Source organism: Plasticicumulans lactativorans, assembly GCF_004341245.1.
GTDB lineage: Bacteria > Pseudomonadota > Gammaproteobacteria > Competibacterales > Competibacteraceae > Plasticicumulans_A > Plasticicumulans_A lactativorans.
In genome coordinates, this window is sequence record NZ_SLWY01000008.1 from 66490 (window position 1) to 89547 (window position 23058).

At 72.2% G+C, this 23058-nt stretch carries 20 protein-coding genes; 8 read left to right on the forward strand and 12 right to left on the reverse strand.

Features of this window, described 5'->3' with window-relative positions:
• Both EV699_RS08170 and EV699_RS08175 read right to left on the reverse strand, forming a co-directional pair.
• Positions 1-873, reverse strand: a complete 873-nt coding sequence (locus EV699_RS08170; RefSeq protein WP_132541322.1) for a branched-chain amino acid ABC transporter permease — start codon at positions 871-873, stop codon at positions 1-3.
• A 300-nt stretch (positions 874-1173) separates the two neighbouring features.
• Positions 1174-2325, reverse strand: a complete 1152-nt coding sequence (locus tag EV699_RS08175; protein WP_132541325.1) for an ABC transporter substrate-binding protein — start codon at positions 2323-2325, stop codon at positions 1174-1176.
• 522 nt (positions 2326-2847) lie between these two features.
• On the opposite strand from EV699_RS08175, the gene paaX reads away from it, so the two are divergent.
• Positions 2848-3768 carry a phenylacetic acid degradation operon negative regulatory protein PaaX gene (gene paaX / locus EV699_RS08180; RefSeq protein ID WP_132541330.1) on the forward strand — a complete coding sequence of 307 codons (921 nt, stop codon included), beginning with the start codon at positions 2848-2850 and terminating at the stop codon, positions 3766-3768.
• 177 nt (positions 3769-3945) lie between these two features.
• Complete coding sequence (gene arsS / locus EV699_RS08185; protein ID WP_132541333.1) at positions 3946-4908, forward strand: arsenosugar biosynthesis radical SAM (seleno)protein ArsS; 963 nt, start codon at positions 3946-3948, stop codon at positions 4906-4908.
• 7 nt (positions 4909-4915) lie between these two features.
• Here the strand turns inward: arsS and EV699_RS08190 are convergent, their stop codons facing one another.
• From EV699_RS08190 to EV699_RS08235, 10 genes are all read right to left on the reverse strand, one after another.
• Positions 4916-5551 carry a DUF3047 domain-containing protein gene (locus tag EV699_RS08190; RefSeq protein ID WP_243662597.1) on the reverse strand — a complete coding sequence of 212 codons (636 nt, stop codon included), beginning with the start codon at positions 5549-5551 and terminating at the stop codon, positions 4916-4918.
• A 26-nt stretch (positions 5552-5577) separates the two neighbouring features.
• Complete coding sequence (locus tag EV699_RS08195; RefSeq protein ID WP_132541336.1) at positions 5578-6972, reverse strand: hypothetical protein; 1395 nt, start codon at positions 6970-6972, stop codon at positions 5578-5580.
• Positions 6973-7044: 72 nt separating this feature from the next.
• Positions 7045-7977 carry an oxygen-dependent coproporphyrinogen oxidase gene (hemF, locus tag EV699_RS08200; RefSeq protein ID WP_132541339.1) on the reverse strand — a complete coding sequence of 311 codons (933 nt, stop codon included), beginning with the start codon at positions 7975-7977 and terminating at the stop codon, positions 7045-7047.
• Between the two features lie 98 nt (positions 7978-8075).
• On the reverse strand, positions 8076-8930 hold the full coding sequence (locus EV699_RS08205; RefSeq protein ID WP_132541342.1) for a PEP-CTERM sorting domain-containing protein: 855 nt from the start codon (positions 8928-8930) through the stop codon (positions 8076-8078).
• Between the two features lie 229 nt (positions 8931-9159).
• On the reverse strand, positions 9160-9972 hold the full coding sequence (locus EV699_RS08210; RefSeq protein WP_132541345.1) for a hypothetical protein: 813 nt from the start codon (positions 9970-9972) through the stop codon (positions 9160-9162).
• A gap of 57 nt (positions 9973-10029) precedes the next feature.
• Positions 10030-10584: an L-threonylcarbamoyladenylate synthase type 1 TsaC gene (gene tsaC, locus EV699_RS08215; protein ID WP_132541348.1), complete on the reverse strand. Its 555-nt coding sequence runs from the start codon at positions 10582-10584 to the stop codon at positions 10030-10032.
• A 17-nt stretch (positions 10585-10601) separates the two neighbouring features.
• A complete protein-coding gene (locus EV699_RS08220) occupies positions 10602-12932 on the reverse strand; it encodes a DNA topoisomerase I (protein WP_132541351.1) in 2331 nt (776 codons plus the stop codon).
• A 78-nt stretch (positions 12933-13010) separates the two neighbouring features.
• Positions 13011-13481 (reverse strand): Smg family protein, encoded by a 471-nt coding sequence (locus EV699_RS08225; RefSeq protein WP_132541354.1) that lies wholly within the window; start codon positions 13479-13481, stop codon positions 13011-13013.
• 9 nt (positions 13482-13490) lie between these two features.
• Positions 13491-14621 (reverse strand): DNA-processing protein DprA, encoded by a 1131-nt coding sequence (dprA, locus tag EV699_RS08230; protein WP_132541358.1) that lies wholly within the window; start codon positions 14619-14621, stop codon positions 13491-13493.
• Between the two features lie 14 nt (positions 14622-14635).
• Positions 14636-15790, reverse strand: coding sequence for a LysM peptidoglycan-binding domain-containing protein (locus tag EV699_RS08235; protein ID WP_132541361.1), 1155 nt, complete (start codon positions 15788-15790; stop codon positions 14636-14638).
• Positions 15791-15981: 191 nt separating this feature from the next.
• Between EV699_RS08235 and def the strand changes: the two genes are divergently transcribed.
• From def to EV699_RS08265, 6 genes are all read left to right on the forward strand, one after another.
• Positions 15982-16494 carry a peptide deformylase gene (gene def, locus EV699_RS08240; RefSeq protein ID WP_132541364.1) on the forward strand — a complete coding sequence of 171 codons (513 nt, stop codon included), beginning with the start codon at positions 15982-15984 and terminating at the stop codon, positions 16492-16494.
• A gap of 70 nt (positions 16495-16564) precedes the next feature.
• Positions 16565-17515: a methionyl-tRNA formyltransferase gene (gene fmt, locus EV699_RS08245; protein WP_132541367.1), complete on the forward strand. Its 951-nt coding sequence runs from the start codon at positions 16565-16567 to the stop codon at positions 17513-17515.
• On the forward strand, positions 17512-18885 hold the full coding sequence (gene rsmB, locus EV699_RS08250; protein WP_132541370.1) for a 16S rRNA (cytosine(967)-C(5))-methyltransferase RsmB: 1374 nt from the start codon (positions 17512-17514) through the stop codon (positions 18883-18885). Before fmt ends, rsmB begins: the two co-directional genes overlap by 4 nt.
• Positions 18886-18897: 12 nt before the next feature.
• A complete protein-coding gene (locus tag EV699_RS08255; RefSeq protein ID WP_132541373.1) occupies positions 18898-19479 on the forward strand; it encodes a DUF4390 domain-containing protein in 582 nt (193 codons plus the stop codon).
• Complete coding sequence (locus EV699_RS08260) at positions 19476-21671, forward strand: sensor histidine kinase (protein WP_132541376.1); 2196 nt, start codon at positions 19476-19478, stop codon at positions 21669-21671. Before EV699_RS08255 ends, EV699_RS08260 begins: the two co-directional genes overlap by 4 nt.
• Positions 21668-23044, forward strand: a complete 1377-nt coding sequence (locus tag EV699_RS08265) for a sigma-54-dependent transcriptional regulator (RefSeq protein WP_132541379.1) — start codon at positions 21668-21670, stop codon at positions 23042-23044. The genes EV699_RS08260 and EV699_RS08265 overlap by 4 nt, the downstream gene beginning before the upstream one ends.
• Positions 23045-23058: the final 14 nt, after the last annotated feature.

The window sequence follows — 23058 nt, forward strand, 5'->3', positions numbered from 1 at the left end:
TCAGACGCGCTCCGTTCCGCGCTTGCCGAACAGGCCGTTCGGCAGGAAGAAGAGGATCAGGAAGATCAGCACGAAGGCCACGGCGTCCTTGTAGCTCGACGAGACGTAGCCCGCGGTCATGGTCTCGGCCACGCCGAGCACCAGGCCGCCGACCACCGCGCCGAGGCCGTTGCCGAGCCCGCCGAGCACCGCCGCGACGAAGCCCTTGAGCCCCATCATCAGGCCCACGTCGTACGAGGTCGGGGCGATCGGCGCGATCAGGATGCCGGCCACGGCGCCGAGCAGCGCCGACAGCGCGAACGAGAGCATCAGCATGAACTTGACGTTGATGCCGACGAGCTGCGCCGCACCGCCGTTGAACGCCGTGGCGAGCATCGCCTTGCCGAGCAGCGTGCGGTTGAAGAACCAGCCGAGCGCGACCACCACGACCAGGCTCACGCCCATCACCCACAGGCTCTGCGGCAGGATCGCCGCGCCCAGGAACTGGATCGGCGTATCGCCCGAGAACGGCGCGAGCGCGTGGAACTTCTTGTCCCACACCACCTGCGCCAGCCCGCGCAGCGTCAGCGACGCACCGATGGTGATGATGATCAGCGTCACCACCTCGGCCTTGCCGGCGGGCTCGACGGCGAACTTCTCCAGCGCGATGCCGACCGCGACGGCCAGCGCCATCGCCAGCACGATCGCCAGCGGCAGCGGCACACCCGCCGCGAGCAGCGAGACGGTGGCCATGCCGCCGATCATCATGAATTCGCCCTGCGCGAAATTGATGACGTGGCTGGCGTTGTAGATGATCGTGAAGCCGAGGCCGGCGAGCGCGTAGGTCGCGCCCACCGTGATTCCCGACAGCAGGAACTGCATGAAATCGGACATGGTTCGTCTCCCCGCCGTGCGGGTGGGTCGAAAGAGGTCCTGCGCCGCGCTTGCGCGCGCAGGGCCGGTTCCGGGGTCGCGCGCGCTCAGCGGCGACCGCTCACGCCCCCGGCGCGGGCGCGCGCGGGCGCCGTGGTGCAGGCACCGGGGGCTGACGTGGGCGCAGGGGCAAAGGGCCCGAGGCGGGCAGGCGGCAGGCTCATGGTGTTTCTCCTCAGGTCGCGCTCCCGCCGCGGCGGCGGCGGGAAGGCCCGGTGCGGGGCACCGCCCGGGCTTCTCGTATGCGGTCCGGCGGGCCGCTCAGGGCACCAGCGTCCAGTTGCCGTTGCGGATCTCGAGCATGCGGAAGGCGCTGAGATCGAGGCCCATGTGGTCGCTCGGCGACATGTTCACGACCCCACCGGTGCCGACGTAGCCCTTGGTGGATTCGAGCGCCGCGCGCACCTTTTCCTTGTCGGTCGAACCGGCGCGCTTGATCGCGTCGACAGCGAGCATCAGGCCGTCGTAGGCGTGCCCGCCGAAGGTCGAGACGTCCTCGTTGAACTTGGCCTTGAACTCGCGGGTGTAGTCGACCACCACCGGCTTCTGCGGATCGTTGCCGGGGAGCTGGTCGGCCACCAGCAGCGCCGAGGCGGGCAGGCGCACGCCTTCGGCGGCAGCGCCGGCGAGCTGCAGGAACTCCTTGGACGCCACGCCGTGCGACTGGTACTGCGGCAGCTTGATGTCGAGCTGGGCGACGTTCTTGGCGACGATCGCCGGGCTCTGGCCGAGGCCGAACACCAGCAGCGCCTGCGCCGCGCTGCCCTTGACCTTGGCGAGCTGCGCGGTCATGTCGGTGTCCTTCGGCCCGTAGGTTTCGTCGACGGTGATCTCGACACCCAGCTTCGGTGCCACCGCGACGCACTGCTCGCGCCCCGACTTGCCGAAGCCGCTGGTCTCCGACACCAGCGCGACCTTGCTCAGGCCGCGCTTCTTGACGTCCTCGAACACCTTCTCGCAGGCCATCCTGTCGGTGTGCGGGGTCTTGAAGACCCACTTCTTCACCGGGTCGATGATCACCACCGCACCGGCCAGCGAGACGAACGGCACCCCGGCGCGCTCCACCAGCGGCACGGCGGCCATGGTGCCGCCGGTGGTGGTGCCGCCGACGATGACATCGACCTTGTCGTCCTCCAGCAGGCGCTTGACGAAGGTGTTCGCCTTAGCGGCGTCGCCGGCGTCGTCGTAGTGCACGAGTTCGAGCTTGCGCCCGAGCACGCCGCCGGCAGCGTTCAGCTTGTCGACGTACAACTGCAGCGTCTTCAGCTCCGGGTCGCCGAGGAAGGCGGCCGGTCCGGTCACGGACAGGAACGAACCGATCTTGATCGGTCCCTCCGCGGCGAGCGCCGCCGACAGGCACCCCAGGGAGGCGGCGAGGACGAGCGCGCTGCGGCGCATACGCGATTGCTTCATGGACGTTGCTCCTTCGGTGTTGGTGGACCGTGCCGGCCGCTGCCTGTCACGGGCAATATCGTTTTAAACTTTTTGTTTTTATTTTCATTCAGCGTGTTACAGACTGAATTTATATTTTCATTTGAAACCATTCCGCGCCGCTTGGCAAGCCCCGCGCGCCCGGCGCACGCCAATACTAGGCAGTGCCGGATCGGGCCACAGGCGCCCGCCCCCGCCGGCGCCGGAACCGCCCTCCGCGCCGGCGCCGGCCACCTTCCCGCCGGCCGTGGTGGTGACGCCGCTCCTGCGCGTCACCCGCTGACGGGTCGCTCCTGATCAAGATCAATGAAAGCGACACATCATTGTGCGTTGACGACAAAATTAGTGTGTCACTTTAAACAAGTCAATAGCTAGATTCAGCCTGATACGCTAAACCGTCACCGCCAGCGTGTGGCAGACACACAGGTTTTCGCGTATCACGATCGCGGCTACCATAGGCGCACCCGGCCCGACCCGCTGTCGGTGGCAGAGACGCCCGCCCGCATGCCCGAACTGATCCCCCGCCTCATCGAAAACTTCCGCGAGAACAAGCCGGTGCGCGCCGGATCGCTGATCATCACGATCTTCGGCGACGCCATCGCCCCGCACGGTGGCACGGTCTGGCTCGGCAGCCTGATCAAGCTGTTCGAGGCCTTCGGCCTCAACCAGCGGCTGGTGCGCACCTCGGTGTTCAGGCTGTCGCAGGAAGGCTGGCTCAGTGCCGAGCAGGTGGGGCGGCGCAGTTACTACAGCCTCACGCAGAGCGGCCGGCGGCGCTTCGAGAGCGCCTTCCGCCGCATCTACTCGGCGCCGGCGACGCAGTGGAACGGGGAGTGGTGCCTGGTCTTCGCCGGGCATTCGGCGCTCGGCGCGACCGAGCGCGAGAAGCTGCGCCGCGAGCTGACCTGGCAGGGCTTCGGCATGCTCGCGCCGGGGGTGCTCGGGCATCCGGCGATGGACGCCACCGACATCCTGGCGACGCTGCAGGAGCACGCGGTCCAGGACAAGGTGGTGGTGATGCGCGCGCACGGCATGACCGAGCTCGGCGGCCTGCCCCTGCACGAGCTGGTGGCCGAGTGCTGGCACCTCGACGAGCTCTCGCAGGCCTACCGCGACTTCCTCGACCGCTACCGGCCGATCCTGCGCCAGCTGCAGGGCGTGGAGGCGCTCGAACCGCTCGACTGCCTGCTGGTGCGCACCCTGCTGATCCACGACTACCGGCGCGTGCTGCTGCGCGACCCGCAACTGCCCGACGAGCTGCTGCCGGCGGACTGGGCCGGCACCGCGGCGCGCCTGCTCTGCCGCAACCTCTACCGGCTGACGCAGGAGCCCGCCGAGCGCTACCTGCTCGCCAACCTCGAAACCGCCGACGGCCCGCTGCCGGAGGCCGCGCCCTACTTCTACAACCGCTTCGGCGGCCTGTGAGGCCGACCGCGGGCCACGTCCGGGAACCCGCCCCGCATCCGCGCGGTCGCCATCGGCGTACACCCTGCGTGCGCCGGCCACGGCCGACGGCGATGACCGGCGCAGTCGACAGGTGTCTCCGACCCGGCGCGCACGCGCCGGCCGCGACGCCGCCGCCCCTTACCGAGGGAACCCGCGATGCACGACGTCCTGCCCCGCCTGCGCGCGAGCGCCTTCCCGGCGCTCACGCGCGCGCGCCTGGAAACCCTGCAGGTCAACCTGGGCTACCGCTGCAACCAGGCCTGCCTGCACTGCCACGTCAACGCGGGCCCGAAGCGCACCGAGCAGATGGACCGCGCCACCGTCGACGCCGTGCTCGAACTGCTCGACGCGAGCGGCGCCCGCAACCTCGACATCACCGGCGGCGCCCCCGAGCTCAACCCGCACTTCCGCCACCTGGTGTGCGCCGCGCGCGCGCGGGACGTGCAGGTGATGGACCGCTGCAACCTGACGATCCTGCTCGAACCCGGCTTCGAGGACCTCGCGGCGTTCCTCGCCGCGCAGGGCGTGCACGTCGTCGCCTCGCTGCCCTGCTACCTGGAAACGAACGTCGACGGCCAGCGCGGCGACGGCGTGTTCGCCAGGAGCATCGCCGCCCTGCAGCGCCTCAACGCCCTCGGCTACGCCGCTGCCGACACGCGGCTCGAACTCGACCTGGTCTACAACCCCACCGGCCCCTACCTGCCGCCGCCGCAGGCCGCGCTCGAGGCCGACTACCGGCGCGAACTCGGCGTGCGCCACGGGGTGCGCTTCAACCGCCTGTATACGCTGGCGAACATGCCGATCCAGCGCTTCGGCAGCACGCTGATCAGCCGCGGCGCGTTCGACGCCTACCTGCGCCTGCTGCGCGACGCCCATCGCGACGAGAACCTCGTCGGCGTGATGTGCCGCACGCTGGTGTCGGTGGCCTGGGACGGCAGCGTCTACGACTGCGACTTCAACCAGATGCTCGGCCTGCCGCTGCGCCTCGACGGCCGCCCGCGGGTGCACGTACGCGACCTGCTCGGCGTCGACCTCGACGGCAACCCGATCATGGTCGCCGGGCACTGCTACGGCTGCACCGCCGGGCAGGGTTCGAGCTGCGGCGGCGCGCTGAGCTGACGCCCGCTCACGGCGGCGTGAAGCGCAGGTCACCGTACCAGCCGGCGACCGTCTGCCCGCTGTTGTCGCCGTCGCTCATCACCGCCACCGCGTCGATCCGGCGGATGTCCTCGCCGAACAGCGCGCGGAAGTCGACACGCACGTCGCGGGATTCCTCGACCCAGCGCCCGGCCTCGCGCGACCCCGAGCGCAGCGCCAGCACCTGCGCGTTCGCGGTGAAGGCGTTCGGCCAGTGCGCGCCCGCCGGCTCGTGGCTCGCCCACACGTACACCAGCGTGCGCGTGCGCCAGAACGCCACGCCCCCCGACACCACCACGTAGACCCGCACCGCGTAGTCGTCGCCGGCCTTGCTGCGCTCGTCGAGCCCGACCGGCAGGCGCTCGGCCCGCCACCACCAGCGCAGCCGCGGCGTGCGTTCGAGGTCGACGGCGATCTCCCGGTACAGCCCCGAGGCGCTGCCGTGCGCCTCGGCGTGCAGGCCGGCGCGCCCGTCGATGCTGCCCGGGCGGTACGTGGTCTCGCCCTTGAACACCTGCGGCTTCCAGCCCGCGAGGTCGCCGGCGGAGAACGCCCCGACCACCATCTCCTGCGCCTGCGCTGCACCCCAGACGAGCAGCAGCGCCAGGCCCCATCCGCTTCGCATCGTCGCTGCCCTCCCGCCGCGTGCCCTCATGGCGCCGCCGGCGCCGGCTCCAGCCAGGCGTCGAGCAGCGTGGGATCATCGAAGTGGCGCTCGCCGACGAAGGCGATCGCGTGCCGCCCGCGCTCGCGCATCGTCCCCGCCGAGGGCACGCCCATCGGCCACAGCAGCCAGCGCTCGGGGCGCTCGCTCCCCGCCACCAGGCCGTCGGCATCGAACAGCGACGCCGCGCCGCGCGCCGCGTACAGCTCGGCGTCGTCGGCGAGGCGGTAGGGCGTGCCGCTGGCGTCCCCCGCCGTCACCGCTTCGAGGTAGTGATGCCCGGCGCCGAGGCGCACCACCACGCGCTGCCCCGCGGCGAGCGGCGGTGCCGGGTACGGCAGCAGCGGCGCCTCGGCGAGCGCCGCCGCCGCGGCCCGCAGGCGCAGCCCCGGGCGCGGGAACAGCACGTGGTAGCAGCCGCAGGCGTGGATGCTGTCGTAGGCGAGCACGGCGCCGTCGGCATCGAGCGTCACCCGCCAGATCACCCCGTCGAGCGCCCCCGCGTACAGCGCCCCGCCCGCCTCGGCCGGGCGCGCCGCGAACCAGATCAGGTAGTCGAGCTGCAGCACCGGCCGGCCCTGCCAGAACGCGTAGCCACCCCAGCGGTAGACGACCGGCTCGGGCGCCACCGTCGGGCGGCCGGCGGCACCGCGCAGCGGGCGGCCGGGCAGGTCGTCCGCGCTCGCGGTGTCGACCTCGAACACCGGCGCGTGGCGCGCGAACAGCACCGTCCACTGCGCCGGGGTCGGCGCCGGCACCCCCAGCGCGTCGCGCGCCGGGGCGAGCTTCGTGAGGGATGCGGCCGGGGGCCGGTAGCGCAGGCGCTCGCCCCGCGCCGGCGGCGGCGCGGCGAAGCGCGCGAGCGTGTCGCGCTGGTAGCCGTGCAGCGTCGCCAGCACCGGCAGCACGGTCAGCGGCCACAGCCCGGCGACGCGGGCGCCGCCGCGGTATTCCGACGGCACCTGGGCGGCGGCGTGCACGCGCGCGAGCCCGTCGGGCGTGTCCGGCACGCCGGCGAGCGTCGTTGCGCGGCAGACCGACAGGCGCCCCGGCAGCGTCGACAGCGGCGCGAGCGGCGGCCCGACGTCGGCCGCCACGCGCGCGGCGCGGCGCGCGTCGAGCTCGGCGCCGGCCGCCGCGAGGCGCCCGAGCCACGCCGCCTGCGCCGGTGCGGCGAGCGCCGGCGGATCGAAGGCGGCGAGGAAGCGGTCCGCGGCAAGGCCGGGGAAGCCGGGCAGCGGGCGCGGCGACGACGGCGAGCCGCCGGCCGCGTCGGCCAGCGCCCGTTGCAGCGCGGCGCAGTCGTCGGCCACGGGTGGCGGCGCGCCGAGGCTCGCGCAGCCGCCCGCGGCGAACAGCAGCAGCAGGGTCCAGAGCCTCATGCGCACTCTCCGGCGGGGCGATCACCGGCATACGCACCGCGGCCGGCGGCGGACGCACCCCGCCGCGGCGCTTCAGGCGCCGGCGGCCCAGTCGCGCGGCGTCAGGAACACCTCGTACAGGCGCGCCTCGGCCGAGCCCGGCTCGGGCTGCCAGCCGTAGCGCCAGCGCACGCGCGGCGGCAGGCTCATCAGGATCGACTCGGTGCGCCCACCCGACTGCAGGCCGAACAGCGTGCCGCGGTCCCACACCAGGTTGAACTCGACGTAGCGCCCGCGCCGGTAGAGCTGGAACTCGCGCTCCCGTTCGCCGTAGGGCGTGGCGCGGCGGCGGCGCACGATCGGCAGGTAGGCCGCGAGGTAGGCGTCGCCGACGCTGCGCATGAAGGCGAAGGCGCGCTCGAAGCCGCCCTCGGCGTAGTCGTCGAAGAACAGCCCGCCGATGCCGCGCGGCTCGTTGCGGTGCTTGAGGAAGAAGTACTCGTCGCACCAGCGCTTGAAGCGCGGGTAGTGGGTGTCGCCGAAGGGCGCGCAGGCCGCCTGCGCGCTGCGGTGCCAGTGCACGCAGTCCTCCTCGAAGCCGTAGTACGGCGTGAGGTCGAAGCCGCCGCCGAACCACCACACCGGCGCCTCGCCGGGTTTCTCGGCGACGAAGCAGCGCACGTTCATGTGCGAGGTCGGCACGTAGGGGTTGAGCGGATGCACCACCAGGCTCACCCCCAGCGCCGCGAAGCCGCGCCCGGCGAGCTCCGGCCGCGCGGCGCTCGCCGCCGGCGGCAGGCGCGCGCCGCGCACGTCGGAGAAGTTCACCCCGGCCTGCTCGAACACCGCGCCGTCAGCCAGCACGCACGAGCGCCCGCCGCCCTGCAGACCGGGCCCCTCGGCGGGGCGCTCCCAGATGTCCTCGACGAACGCCGCCGCGCCGTCCTCGGCGGCGAGGGCGGTGCAGATGCGGTCTTGAAGCGCCAGCAGATATTCCCGGACGGCGGGAAGGCGAACGTCAGACATCGATGCAACCCTTGGATATGGCGGTACAACGCCTGGCACCATCGTACCGTGCCGTCGTGCCAACCCGAACGGCGCTGTCCGCCCCCGTTCGGCCCCCCTCAACCGTTCGGCCTGCGACGCTGACGCAGGCCCACCAGCGCGAGCCCCCCGCCCAGCAGGCCGAGCACGGACGGCTCGGGAAGCGTGGTATCTGGCGTTTCGACCCCCGCAAGCGAGAAAGCGGCGTTGAAGGCCACGCCGCCGATGATATCGGTGCCGATGCGCAACCAGTCGGGGGCGAGATTCCCGTTGCGTATCCAGCTCTGGAGGTCTGGCGTGAGGGGATCGCCCGGTGGAACGATCGGTCTGGGGGCCGACAGCCAGAGGAAATCGCCACCACTCACGTCGACCTGCGGGATGAAGAAATAGTGATCGGGCGCGAGCTGGAACGGCGTGGAGAACGTCACGTCGAACTGGACCTCCTGCCCGGTCGCCGGCCCCTCGCCGCCCGTAGTCTGATTCGGCAGCTTGTTGATGCCGTTCAACACCGTATTGGCGGCCGTGAAGCTCGGACTCAACACCGTGGTGGTGAAGCTGAGCGTCGACGCGGTGCTGTCACGGCTGTCGAAAGCGACATCCGATGGCGAATTGACGCGCGTGGGGACGTTACCCGACGGCGGGCTCTGCGAATCCCGGGGAAACACGCGGTAGATTTCGGCCACCACCGAGTTGATCGTGGCCCCGCTCGGCAGCAGGCCGATGAAGCGCGCATGGTCGACCGCAGTGGGCGTCGTGATGATGAAATCGTCGCCCGTTTCGATCTCGTTCTTGCCCGCAGCGGGATTGTCGGGTCGTGAGCCGGTCGCCATCCGGCCGTCGGGATCGCCTGTACTGAACGAGAACAGTCCGGCGTTAGCCGACGTCGTCGCGGCCATGCCGATGCAGACCGTTGCAAGCAGTTGTCTGGGGTTCATGTCGCCCACCTTTCCGAAACCGACTGATTGGATGATCGGCGACGCCCCTGTGGCCGGCCCATCCCGAGGATGGACAAGTCATTTCTAGTACAAACGGGAGCCCGCCGCGGGTGCGCCCGCACCCGCCGAGCCGGTAACGGCGAACGGCGAACGGCGAACGGCGAACGGCGAACGGCGGCGATGGTGGCCGTCGGCGGAGCGGCGGGTGGCGGTTGGAAGCGCCTCGCGGCTAGGTGCTGCAGAGCAGATGGCCCTCGCGCGCCACCGGTGCGAGGCACCAGCGCTCGAGCGCGACCGGGTAGGCGCTGTCGCGCACCCGCTTCTGCAGGGCCGGCAGGGCGCCGCGCGCGTCGGCCTCGCGGGCGAAGATGACGACGGTGCGAAACCATGCGCCGCGCTGCAGCACGCGCACGTCGAGCGCCGGCAGCGCGGCCTGCGCCACCGCCTTGCGCGCCCGCGCCACCTCGTCCTGCGCCGATGCCAGATCGACGTCGCCGCCGACGACGATGCCCCAGCCGCCCGCCGGCAGCGCCGCCGCCAGCGCCCCGTCTGCGGCCGCGGGCGGCGCGGGCACCGGAGCCGGCGGCACCGGCTCGGTGGCCGGCGGCGGCGCCACGCCGGGCGCGGCGGGCGTGACGGCGAGTGCACGCGTCACCGCACCGCCGATCTGCGCGTCGATGCGCTCGGTGCCGCTGGCGGCGGCCCGCAGCTGCTTCGACAGCCCGTCCAGAGTCTCGCGCAGCGCCGGATCGGTGGCCTTCGGCGCCGCCGCATCGAGCACGTTCACCGCCTCGCCGAGCGCCCGGCCGACGCCCGCGACCATCTGGCGGGTGTCGTCGATCTCGAACTCCAGGCCACCGAGGTTGGCCTTGCGCAGGCGGATGCCGGCGTCGTCGAGCGTGGTCAGCACGGCGAGGGTCAGGTCCCGGAAGGTGGCGGCGAGCGGTTCGCGCCAGAACAGCAGCATCAGCAGGATCAGCGCGCCGATGACCTTGATCAGGAGGCGCACGCCCGCCTCCAGGGTTTCGATCCACTCCTTCACGCCCCGCCCCTCCGCGCCGCGCCCACGCCGTCCAGCATAGCCGCGGCGGGGCGGTTCTCAGCCGCGCAGCAGCGCGCCGCTGGCGAGGTCGCGGATCGTGCTCGGCTGCCGCGCGCCGCCGAGCGCACCGGGCAGGATGTAGTCGACGCCCGCCCCCAGGCGGGTGCGCACCTGCAGCGCGCTGCGCGCCGGCGGGCGCGCGGCGCGGTTGGCGCTGGTGGAGACGATCGCGCCGCCGAAGGCCCGGCACAGCGCCGCGGCGAGCGGGTGCGCGGTGACGCGCACCGCGAGGGTCGCGTGCGCGCCGCGCAGCAGCGGCGACACGCCGCTCCGGCACGGCACCAGCCAGGTGTTCGGCCCCGGCCAGGAGTCGCCGATCCGCGCGCGCTGGCCGGCGTCGAGCGGCTGGATGTAGGGGGTGAGCTGGTCGATCGCGGCGGCGATCAGGATCAGGCCCTTGTGCGCCGGGCGCCGTTTCAGCGCCAGCAGACGGGCCAGCGCGGCCTCGTCGCGGGGGTCGCAGCCCAGCCCCCAGACGGCCTCGGTGGGATAGGCGATCACCCCGCCGCCGCGCAGGACCCGCACCGCCTGCGCGAGGTGCAGCCGCGACACCGCTGGCACCGCGCGCCTCAGCCGGTCTTCGCGCGCCCGCGACGCGGCGGGCCGGCCTTCTTCTCGGGGGCGGCGGCGAGCAGTTCGAGGCACTCGTCGAGGTTGAGCGAGGCCGGCTCGCGGTCCTTGGGGATCTTCGCGTTCTTCTTGCCGTCGGTGATGTAGGGGCCGTAGCGCCCGTTCAGCACCTGCACCGGCGAGCCCTCGAACACGCGGATGTACTTGTTGGCCTCGGCGGTCTTGTGCGCGGCGATGAGCTCGAGCGCGCGCTCGCGGCTGACCGAGTACGGGTCGTCCTCCTTCAGCGACACGTACTTCTTGCCGTACTGGACGTAGGGGCCGAAGCGCCCGACGTTGGCCTTGATCGGCTCGCCCTCGGCGGTCTTGCCGAGCTCGCGCGGCAGCTTGAACAGTTCGAGCGCGTCGTCGAGGCTGATCGTGTCCATGCGCTGGTCGGGGCGCAGGCTCGCGAAGCGGGGCTTGTCGGCGTCGTCCTTGGTGCCGATCTGCACGAACGGGCCGAAGCGCCCGATGCGCACGCTGACCGGCTTGCCGCTCTTCGGGTCGGTGCCGAGTTCGCGCGCCTGCGCCGCCTCGGTGCGCGACACCGAGCCCTCCTTTTCCTCCAGCAGCCCCTTGAACGGCTCCCAGAAGGCGCGCATCAGCGGCACCCACTCCTTCTCGCCGCGCGAGACGTCGTCGAGCTCGTCCTCGAGCCGCGCGGTGAAGTCGTAGTCGACGTAGCGCGTGAAGTGCTGGGTCAGGAAGCGGTTGACGATGCGGCCGACGTCGGTCGGCACGAAGCGGCGGTTCTCGAGCACCGCGTACTCGCGCGCCTGCAGCGTGGAGATGATCGCGGCGTAGGTCGACGGCCGGCCGATGCCGTACTCCTCCAGCGCCTTCACCAGGCTCGCCTCGCTGTAGCGCGGCGGCGGCTCGGTGAAGTGCTGCACCGCCGCGAGCGCCTGCAGCGCGACCGTCTCGCCCACCGCGAGCGGCGGCAGCACGCGCCCCTCGTCGTCGTCGGCACCACCCTTCCTGGCGTCGTCGACCCCTTCCTCGTAGACCGCGAGGAAGCCCGGGTCGGCAACGGTCGAGCCGCTCGCGCGGAACACCCCGACGCTGCCGGCGGCGAGGTCGACGGCGACGGTGTCGAGCGTGGCCGGGATCATCTGGCAGGCGACGGTGCGCTTCCAGACCAGCTCGTAGAGCCGGAACTGGTCGGCAGTGAGGTGGGCGCGGATCGCGTCGGGCTCCACCGCGACCGCGGTCGGGCGGATCGCCTCGTGGGCCTCCTGCGCGTTCTTGGCCTTGGTCTTGTACACGCGCGGGGCGTCGGGGACGTTGTGCGCACCGTACTTGGCGGCGATCAGCGCGCGGATCTCGACGAGCGCCTCCTGCGCCAGGTTGACCGAGTCGGTGCGCATGTAGGTGATCAGGCCGACCGCGCCGCCGCCGGTGTCGATGCCCTCGTAGAGCTGCTGCGCGGTGCGCATCGTGCGGTTGGCCGAGAAGCCGAGCTTGCGCGAGGCCTCCTGCTGCAGCGTGCTGGTGGTGAAGGGCGCGGCCGGATTGCGCTTGCGCTGCTTCTTCTCGACCTTGGCGACCCGCAGCGCACCGCCGGCGGCCTCCAGCAGCGCCGTGCGCATCGCGTGCGCCTGCTCGCCGTTCTCCACGCTGAACTGCGTGAGCTTGTCGCCGGCGTATTCGATCAGCTTGGCGCCGAAGGCCTGCCCGGCCTTGGCACAGTCGGCGTCGAGCGTCCAGTACTCGCGCGGCACGAAGCGTTCGATCTCCTCCTCGCGCTCGCAGATCATGCGCAGCGCCGGCGACTGCACGCGCCCGGCGGAGAGCCCGCGGCGGATCTTCTTCCACAGCAGCGGTGACAGGTTGAAGCCGACCAGGTAGTCGAGCGCGCGGCGCGCCTGCTGCGCGTTGACCATGTCCATCGACAGCTCGCGCGGATGCTCGATCGCCTCCTGCACCGCGCGCTTGGTGATCTCGTTGAACACCACGCGCTGCACCGGCTTGTCGTGCAGCAGGCCGCGGTCCTTGAGGATCTCGTGCAGATGCCAGGAGATCGCCTCGCCTTCGCGGTCGGGGTCGGTCGCGAGGTAGAGCGCCTCGGCCTTGCCGATTGCCTTGGCGATCGCCGCGACGTGCTTCTCGTTCTTGTCGATGACCTCGTACTTCATCGAGAAGTCGCGCTCGGGATCGACCGCCCCCTCCTTGGGGATCAGGTCACGCACGTGCCCGTACGAAGCGAGCACCTCGAAGTCCTTGCCGAGGTACTTCTTGATGGTCTTCGCCTTCGCCGGCGACTCCACGATCACCAGGTTCTTGCTCATGCTCGCTTCGCTGCGGGCGCCCGCGAGGGCGGGAGGGAGGATGCGCGGCCGCGTGGCGGCCGGCGGACCTGCGGAACTCTAGTGGAGATAGCCCGTGAATTCATCGAAGAGCATGTCTTCGACGCAGGCGTAGGCGTCCTCGTGACCGGGCTGGTTGAACAGCACCATGAGGATCACCCATTTGAGCTGGGTGCTGTCGATCTCCTCGGCGTCGAGCGCCATCACCCGGTCCATGACCAGTTCGCGGGTCTCCGGGGTGAGCACGCCGGTCTGCTCGAGGTAGAGGATGAAGCCGCGCTCCTCGACGCCGAGCCGCGCGCATTCGGCGGCGACGAACACGCGGAACGAGCGCGCGCCCCCGGCGAGCGGCGCCTGCTGGCGGGCGGCGAGCCCGTCGAGCCATTCGAACGCCTGATTCACTTCGCGGGAGGGAAAGCCGGCATCCAGCAGTTCGGACTGCATGGATTCACGGTCGGTCTCGGTGTCGGAGTCGTCGGCAAGGAAGTTCTGGAACAGGTACATCAGCACGTCCAGGACGTTTTCTTTCATCACATCCTCTCAGCGGCCGAGCTTCGAGTAGAGGCCGCCGGGGGCGCTGGCCACATACCCTTCGAGCTCGAGGATCAGCAGCATGGAGGAAACGACTTCGGCCGTCAATCCGCTGCGCTGCACAAGAAGGTCCACGCCGACCGGTGCATCACCCATTGAATCCAACAGCTTACGGTAGTCGTCGGCGAGCTCCGGCAGGGCCTGCGCGGGCCCCGCGGGGGCTGTCGCAGGGGCTGCCGCGGGGGTCTCGGCGAGCGCCGCGGCGACCTGCGGCGCGAGCGCGTAGAGGATGTCGCCGGCGGTCTCGACCAGCGTCGCCCCCTCGCGGATCAGCGCGTGGCAGCCGCGCGCCATCGGGTTGTGGATCGAACCGGGAATGGCGAACACCTCGCGCCCGGCCTCGGCTGCGAGGCGCGCGGTGATCAGCGAGCCGCTGCGTGCCGCGGCCTCGACCACCAGCACGCCGAGGGCGAGGCCGGCGATGATGCGGTTGCGGCGCGGGAAGTTCTCGGCCAGCACCGGCGTGCCGGTCGGCAGCTCGCTGACCAGCGCCCCGCCGCTGTCGACGATGGCATGCGCGAGTTCGCGGTGGCGGGCCGGGTAGACGCGGTCGGGCCCGGTGCCGAACACCGCGAGCGTGCGCCCGCCGGCCGCCAGCGCCCCCTGGTGCGCCTCGGCGTCGATGCCGAGCGCAAGCCCGCTGGTGATCGCGAGGCCGTCGCGGGCGAGGTGGCCGGCGAACTCGCGCGCGATGCCGGCACCGACCGGGGTCGGGCGGCGCGTGCCGACGATCGCGAGCTGCGGGTCGGCCAGGCAGGCCGGATCACCGCGCACGAACAGCAGCGGCGGCGCGCGGTCGATGCCGCGCAGGCGCGCCGGGTAGGCGGGATCGTCGCTGCGCAGCAGGTGGTTGCCCGGGCGTTCGGCCCAGGCGAGATCGCGCTCGGCGCCGGCCCAGTCGGGCGCGGCCAGCGCATCGGCGACCGCCTCGGGCAGCCCGGCCGCGAGGCGCTCGCGGCGCGAGGCCGCGAACGCCGCCGCCGGGCTGCCGAAGGCCGCGAGCACCTGGGCGAAGCGCGCCGCGCCGATGCCCGGCACGCGCAGCAGCGCGAGCCAGGCGCGGTCGTCCTCCCGCACCATCGCCGGACCGGCGTTCAGGGGGCGCCGACGGTGTCGCCGACGCTCAGCGGCCGCGTCGCGCTCATCACCAGCGCGTAGCTGACGCGGTCGAACACGCGGTAGACCATCACCACGGCGGCCTCCTCGTCGGGCAGGCGCACCATCGGCAGCGCGGCCGGCAGCGGGTCGGCGACCATCGCGTCGCCCCCGGTCGGCACGAAGGCGACCGACTGCGGTGCCACCTTGGCGAAGCGGTCGTGCATCAGCGCGCCGCGCTGGTAGGCGCCGAGCACGTGCCCGGGCGCGAGCCCCTGGCAACTGCCGACGTTCAGCACGACCGTGGCGTACTGGCCGATCCGCGAGACGCTGTCCATCACGCCGATGATGCGGCCGCTGAATCCGGCGGCGACCGGATGCGGCGTGAAGCGGTAGAGATCGTCGTCGTCGCTGGTCGCGAGCAGGCGGTCACCGGGGTAGGCCTCGCGCCGCGAATGCGTCAGCAGCAGCGTGGCCGGGTCGCCGGGCCGCACCAGCTCGGCGTCGGCGACGTCGATCGCGTAGTAGCCCAGCACCTCGCCGGTGTCGGGGTCGACGTAGCGGCCGCTCGGGCGGAACACGCGGTACACGCGCTGGCCGCCGTCGAGGTTGCGGGCGTAGACGCGGTCGCCGGCGCCGAGCGTCACGCGGCCGTCCTGCGAGGCGATCAGGTAGGGGACGTCGTCCCAGGTGTTGGTGGCCAGCACCGGCGCCGAGCGCAGGAAGGGCTGGATCACGTCGCGCGGCACCGTCGGCAGCGCTTCGAGCGATTCGGCGCGGATCTGCGGGGTCAGCCTGACCACGCCGCGCTGGCCGGCGGCCACGCGCAGGCGCGGCTGGCCGCGCTCGTAGAAGACCTCGATGACGTCGCCGGGGTAGATGCGGTGGGGGTTGCGGATCTGCGGGTTCTGCCGCCAGATCTCGGGCCAGCGCCAGGGCTGCGCCAGGAAACGCCCGGCGATGCCCCAGAGGGTGTCGCCCGGCACCACGGTGTATTGCGTCGGGTGGCCGGGGCGCAGCGCCACCGGCTGGTCCGCCGCCGCCGCCGCCGTGCCATCGGCGCGCGCCGCACCCGGATCGCACGGCTGCACCACCGGGGACTCCACCGCCACGGGCACCTGCGCGCAGCCCGTGGCGAGGAACGCACCCAGCATCAGGGGGGTCAGAGTCCTTCCGCAGGGGATCATGACGGGCGGGTTCCTTGTGGTTCCGGACGCGGGCGTCGGCAGTTTATCCAATGCCCCCGACGGCGCAACTTTGCACCGCCGCCGCCGCCCGATCCGGTATTCTTGCCGTCATCTTCGCAAGGCGCGCGGCGGTGGGCCGCGCGCAGGAACCGAACGCCATGGCACTGCTCAACATCCTGCACTTCCCCGACCCGCGGCTACGGCTCAAGGCCGTGCCGGTGACCGGCGTCGACGACGCCCTGCGCCAGCTGCTCCGCGACATGTTCGACACCATGTACGCCGCTCCCGGCATCGGCCTCGCGGCGACGCAGGTCAACGTGCAGAAGCGGCTGATGGTGATCGACGTCTCCGAGGACAAGAACGAGCCGCGCGTGTTCATCAACCCGGTGGTCACCGAGCGGCGCGGCGAGGAGGAGATGGACGAGGGCTGCCTGTCGGTGCCCGGCTTCTACGAGACCGTGCGCCGCGCCGAATGGATCCGCGTCAGCGCGCTCGACGCCGACGGCAGGCCGTTCGAGCTGGAAACCGACGGCCTGCTCGCGGTGTGCATCCAGCACGAGATCGATCACCTCGACGGCAAGCTGTTCGTCGACTACCTGTCGACCCTCAAGCGCGACCGCATCCGCCGCAAGCTGGAGAAGGATGCCCGCCACGAGACCGCGTCGCGCTGAGCCCGCGCCCGCATCCGCCACTGCGACGGCGCCACTGGGCGCCGTCGGTCGTTTCGAGGGAGGCCCGTGCATGACCCGCCCGCAGCGCATCGTTTTCGCCGGCACGCCCGACTTCGCCGTCCCCACGCTCGACGCCCTGCTCGACAGCCGCCATCCCGTGGTCGGCGTCTACACCCAGCCCGACCGGCCGGCCGGTCGCGGCCGCCAGCTCACCGCGAGCCCGGTGAAGCAGCGCGCCTGCGCCGCCGGCGTGCCGGTGTGGCAGCCCGCCAGCCTGCGCACGCCGGCGGCGCAGGCGGCGCTGGCGGCGCTCGCGCCCGACCTGCTGGTGGTGGTCGCCTACGGCCTGATCCTGCCGCCGGCGGTGCTCGCGCTGCCGCGGCACGGCTGCGTGAACGTCCACGCCTCGCTGCTGCCGCGCTGGCGCGGCGCGGCGCCGATCCAGCGTGCGCTGCTCGCCGGCGACACGCTGACCGGCGTGACGCTGATGCAGATGGACGCCGGCCTCGACACCGGGCCGATGCTCGCCTACGCCACCTGGCCGATCGCCCCCGGCAGCACCGGCGGCGAGCTGCACGACGTGCTGGCCCGGCTCGGCGCCGAACTGCTGGCGGCAAAGCTCGACGCCCTGCTCGCCGGCAGGCTGACGCCGGTCGCGCAGGACGATACAAGCGCCTGCTACGCCGCGAAGCTCGACAAGGCCGAGGCCGAACTCGACTGGACGCAGCCGGCCGCGACGCTCGAACGCCGGGTGCGGGCCTTCAACCCGTGGCCGGTGGCGCAGACGCAGCTGCCCGACGGCACCGTGCTGCGCGTGTGGCGGGCCGAGGCGCTGGCCGCGCCGACCACGGCCGCGCCGGGACAGGTGCTCGGCAGCGACCGCGACGGCATCGAGATCGCCTGCGGCAGCGGCCGGCTGCGCCTGACCGAACTGCAACTGCCGGGGCGCAAGCCGCAGCCGGCCGCCACCTTCATCAACAGCCGCCCGCTCGCCGGGCTGCGCCTGGGAGCCTCGACATGAACCGCCCGCCCGCGCGCCGCGGCCGCCCGACCCGGCCCGCGCGCACCGCCGTCGCCGCCGCCCCGGCGGCGCACGATGCGCGCGCCGCCGCCGCGCTGACGCTCGCCGAGGTGCTCGCCCGCGGCGCCTCGCTCGCCACCGCGCTGCCACGCTTCGCCGCCGCGGTACCGCCGCGCGACCGCGGCCTGCACGCCGAACTCTGCTACGGCACGCTGCGCTGGTATCCGCGCCTCGCCGCGACGCTCGACCTGCTGCTCGACCATCCGCTCAAACCCGGCAACGACGACCTGCGCGCGCTGCTGCTGCTCGGCCTGTACCAGCTCGAACACCTGCGGGTGCCCGAGTACGCCGCGGTCAGCAGCCTGGTCGACGCGGTGCGCGGGCTCGGCAAGCCCTGGGCCGCCGGGCTCGCCAACGCCGTGCTGCGCAACGCCCTGCGCCGGCACGACGAGCTCGAGGCACGCCTCGCCGCGGTGCCGAGCGCGGCGCACGCGCACCCCGACTGGCTGCTCGCGGCGTTGCAGGCGGACTGGCCGCAGGACTGGCCGGCCGTGGTGGCGGCGAACAACCGCCAGGCGCCGTTCGCGCTGCGCGTCAACCTCGCGCGGCAGTCACGCACGGCGTACCTCGACGAGCTCGCCGCCGCGGGGCGCCCGGCACATGCCCACGCGCACGTCGCCAGCGCCGTGGTGCTCGACACCCCCTGCGACGTCGACGCGCTGCCGGGCTTCGCCGACGGCCGCGTGTCGGTGCAGGACGCCGCCGGCCAACTCGCCGCCGAACTGCTCGACGCCGCCCCCGGCATGCGCGTGCTCGACGCCTGCGCCGCGCCCGGCGGCAAGACCTGCCACCTGCTCGAACGCACCCCGGGGCTCGACCTGCTCGCGCTCGACATCGACGGCGAGCGCCTCGGGCGCGTGCGCGCCAACCTCGATCGCCTGGGCCTGCACGCGGAGCTGCGCACCGCCGACGCCCTGGCCCCGGTCACCTGGTGGGACGGCCGCGCCTTCGACCGCATCCTGCTCGATGCGCCCTGCTCGGCCACCGGCGTGATCCGCCGCCACCCCGACATCAAGGCGCTGCGCAGCGCCGCGGACATCGCCGTGCTGGCCGAGCGCCAGCTCGCGCTGCTCGGGGCGCTGTGGCCGCTGCTGCGGGTGGGCGGTATGCTGCTGTATGCGACCTGCTCGATCCTCAGCCGCGAGAACGATCAGACCTTGGCCGAATTCCTGCGCACCCACCCCGATGCCCTGGCGCTACCGATCACGGCGGCGTGGGGGCGTGGTGGCGAGCACGGCCGCCAGATCCTGCCGGGGGGGGAGGACATGGACGGCTTCTACTACGCCCGCCTCGTCCGGCGCGCCGCCTGAGCCGCGCCGCCCGTGACGCCCTCGCCTGCTCCGCACCGCCGACCGCTCGCGTTCTGGCTGCTGGTGGTCGCGGCCGCGCTGTCGGCGTCGCTCGCCTGGGCCGAGGGCGGCTTCCGCGTGGCGCGCGCGATCTCGCAGGTGCGCGAGGGCGTGGTGCTGCTCGATGCGCGCATCGACTACGACTTCAGCAAGGCGACGCTCGACGCCCTGCACAACGGCGTGCCGCTGACCGTCGAGATCGAGATCGAGATCCTGCGCAGCCGCGACTGGGCGTGGGACGAGACCGTCGCCGCGCTGACCCAGCGCTACCGGCTGGAGTACCACGCGCTCGCCCGCCAGTACGTCGTCGTCAACCTCAACAGCGGCGAGTTCCGCAGCTTCCCGACGCGCGCCGCGGCGCTCGTCTACATGGGTGAGCTCAACGACTTCCCGGTGCTCGACGCCGCGCTGCTCGACGGCCGCAGCAGCGGCAGCGTCTACGGGCGCATCCGCGCCGGGCTCGACATCGAGGCGCTGCCGCCGCCGCTGCGCCCGGTGGCCTATCTGTCGAGCGCCTGGCGGCTCGGCAGCCCCTGGCTGGTGTGGTCGCTATGAAGCGCTGGCTGCGTCGCGACTTCCTCGCCATCCTGCTGCTGCTGGCGATCCTGCTGATCACGCTGGCGCTGATGAGCGAGGCGACGTCGAACTCGGCGCGCTTCGGCGAGAACTACTCGACGCTGCTGATCGCGAGCGGCGTGGGCTTCCTGCTGCTCACCGCGCTGATCGGGCGCAACCTCTGGCAGCTGGCACGCCAGGTGCGCAGCAACGAGCCCGGCTCGCGCCTGACGCTGCGGCTGATGACGCTGTTCGTCGCGATCTCGCTCGCGCCGGTGACGGTGGTCTACTACTTCTCGGTGCAGTTCCTGTCGCGCAGCATCGACTCCTGGTTCGACGTGCGCGTGGAGCGCGCGCTGGAGGATGCGCTGGAGCTGTCGCGCACCGCGCTCGACCTGCGCATGCGCGAGGTGCTGAAGCAGACGCTGCGCATCGCCACCCAGCTCGCCGACATCGGCCCGGCGGTGACGTCGATCACGCTGTCGGAGCTGCGCGAGGACTCCGACGCCATCGAGCTGACGCTGATGGACCTCAACGGCATCGCCCGCGTGGTCGACGGTGCCGAGGCAACCACGCTGGTCCCCGAGCGCCCCGAGGAGGCGGTGCTGAGCCAGGTGCGCCAGGGCCGCGCCTGGGTCAACCTGATGCCGACCGGCGATGCGGGGCTGCAGCTGCGCACGCTGGTGCGTATCCCCACGGTGATGCGTGCCGGCAGCAACGAACGCATCCTGCAGGCGCTGTTCCCGGTCGCCGACCGCTTCAACACGCTCGGCAGCTCGGTGCAGTCGGCGTTCGATTCGTACAAGGAACTGGTGTTCCTGCGCGGGCCGCTGAAGACGAGCTTCATCCTCACGCTGTCGCTGGTGCTGCTGCTCGGCATCCTCACCGCGCTGTCGGCGGCGGTGCACTCGGCGCGGCGCCTGGTGCAGCCGGTGCGCGACCTCGCCGAGGGCACCCGTGCGGTCGCCGCCGGCCAGTACGACAAGCAGCTGCCGCAGGGGCCGAACGACGAGCTCGGCTTCCTGGTGCAGTCCTTCAACGACATGACCCGCCGCCTCGCCCAGGCGCGCGACAGCGCGGCCGAGAGCCAGCAGCAGGTGGAGGCGCAGCGCACCTACCTGGAGACCGTGCTCGCACGGCTGTCCTCGGGCGTGCTGACGCTCGACCACGGCGGCCATCCGCGCACCTTCAACGCCGCCGCGCTGCAGATCCTCGGCATGGACACCACGCAGCCGCCTGCCGACGCCCACGGCGCGCCACTCGCCCACCTGCTGGAGGCGATCGCCCACCACCTCGCCGGCGAGGCCGCCGAGTGGCGCCAGGAGGTCACGCTGTTCGTGCCCGGCGGGCGCCGGGTGCTGATGTGCCGCGGCTCGCAGCTGCCCGACGGCGTCGGCCTCAAGGGCGGGCACGTGCTGGTGTTCGACGACATCACCACGCTGGTGCAGGCCGAGCGCGATGCCGCCTGGGCCGAGGTGGCCCGCCGCCTCGCCCACGAGATCAAGAACCCGCTGACGCCGATCCAGCTCGCCGCCGAGCGCATCCGCCACAAATACCTCAGCAAGCTCGGCGCCGAGGACGGCCGCGTGCTCGACCGCGGCACCCACACCATCGTGCAGCAAGTGGCGGCGATGAAGGACATGGTCGACGCCTTCAACGACTACGCCCGCGCCCCGCAGCTGCGGCTGACGACGATCGCGCTGAACGACTTCATCACCGACGTGCTCTACCTCTACCGCGACTACCCGGCGGGGGTGGAGATCCAGCTCGCGCTCGACCCCGCCGCGCCCGCCATCGAGGCCGACAAGGGGCGGCTGCGGCAGCTGCTGCACAACGTGGTCAAGAACGCCATCGAGGCGATCCGCGACGGCCACGGCTCGCTGCTGCGCATCAGCACGCAGCTCACCCACGATGGCGCCGAGCTGGTGTTCGAGGACGACGGGCCGGGCTTCCCCGAGGGCAGCAACGTGTTCGAGCCCTACGTGACTACCAAACCCAAGGGCACCGGGCTAGGCTTGGCGATCGTCAAGAAGATCGTCGAAGAGCACGGTGGCCTGATCCGCGCCGAAAACCCGCCCGAGGGTGGCGCCCGCATTTCGATCCGCTTCCCCCTCAGCCCCGGCGCCGACGCCCACGTGCCGTCGGTGCCACCCGCTGTCGTTCCACTGGTACAACCGCAGGAGGCAGGATGAGCACAGCTCACATCCTGGTCGTCGACGATGAGCCGGACATCCGCGATCTGGTGAAGGAAATCCTCGAGGACGAAGGCTACGAGGTTTCCATCGCCGAGAACGGCGCCAGCGCGCGCGAGGCGCGGCGGGCGCGCCGCCCCGACCTCATCCTGCTCGACATCTGGATGCCCGACATCGACGGCATCAGCCTGCTGAAGGAATGGGCCGAGGCCGACGGCCTGCCCTGCCCGGTGATCATGATGTCGGGCCATGGCACCGTGGAGACCGCCGTCGAGGCCACCCGCCTCGGCGCCTGGGACTTCATCGAGAAGCCGCTGTCGATGGCCAAGCTGCTGCTCACCGTCGAGCGCGCCCTCGAAGCCGACAAGCTCGCGCGCGAGAACCAGGGGCTGCGCCGCCACGCCCGCCCGGTCACCGAGCCGGTGGGCCGCAGCGAGGTGATCCAGCGCCTGCGCGCCCAGGCCGGCCGCATCGCGAGCCACGACGCGCCGGTGCTGATCGCCGGCGAGCCGGGCACCGGCAAGGAGATCTACGCGCGCTACATCCACGCGCAGAGCCCGCGCCGCGCCGGGCCGTTCGTCGACGTCGGCGTGGGTTCGATCGCGCGCGAGAACTCGGCGCTCGAGCTGTTCGGCTCGGAGGACGGCGATCGCGTGCACTACGGGCGCCTGGAGCAGGCCAGCGGCGGCACGCTGTTCCTCGACGAACTCGCCGACATGGCGCTGGAAACCCAGGCCAAGCTCGCCGGGGCGCTGGAGAACGGCTCGTTCCTGCGCGTCGGCGGCAAGGAGCCGGTGCAGGTCAACGTGCGCATCATCGCCGCCACCCACCGCGACCTCGAGGCCGAGATCGCCGCCGGGCGCTTCCGCGAGGACCTCTACTACCACCTCAACGTGCTGCCGATCCGCCTGCCGCCGCTGCGCGAGCACCCCGAGGACGTGCCGGAGCTGCTGACCTACTACGTCAACTACTTCGTCGACCAGGAGAACCTGCCCTACCGCAACTTCACGATGGCGGCGCGCAACCGCCTGCGCAATTACGGCTGGCCGGGCAACATCCGCGAGCTGAAGAACCTCGTGCAGCGCCTGCTGATCCTCGGCGGCGGCGAGGAGATCGCGCTCGAGGAGGTCGAGTCGGCGATCTCGCACAGCGCGCCGGCGCGCCCGCGCGAGCCGGTCGGCGCGATCCCGCTCGACCTGCCGCTGCGCGAGGCGCGCGAGCAGTTCGAGCGCGCCTACCTCACCCAGCAGTTCAAGGAGTGCGACGGCAACGTCGCGCGCCTGGCCGAGAAGGTCGGCATGGAACGCACCAACCTGTACCGCAAGCTGCGCGCGCTGGGCATCGACCCCAAGCGCACGCCCGAAGACGACTGAGCCGGGCCTCGCCC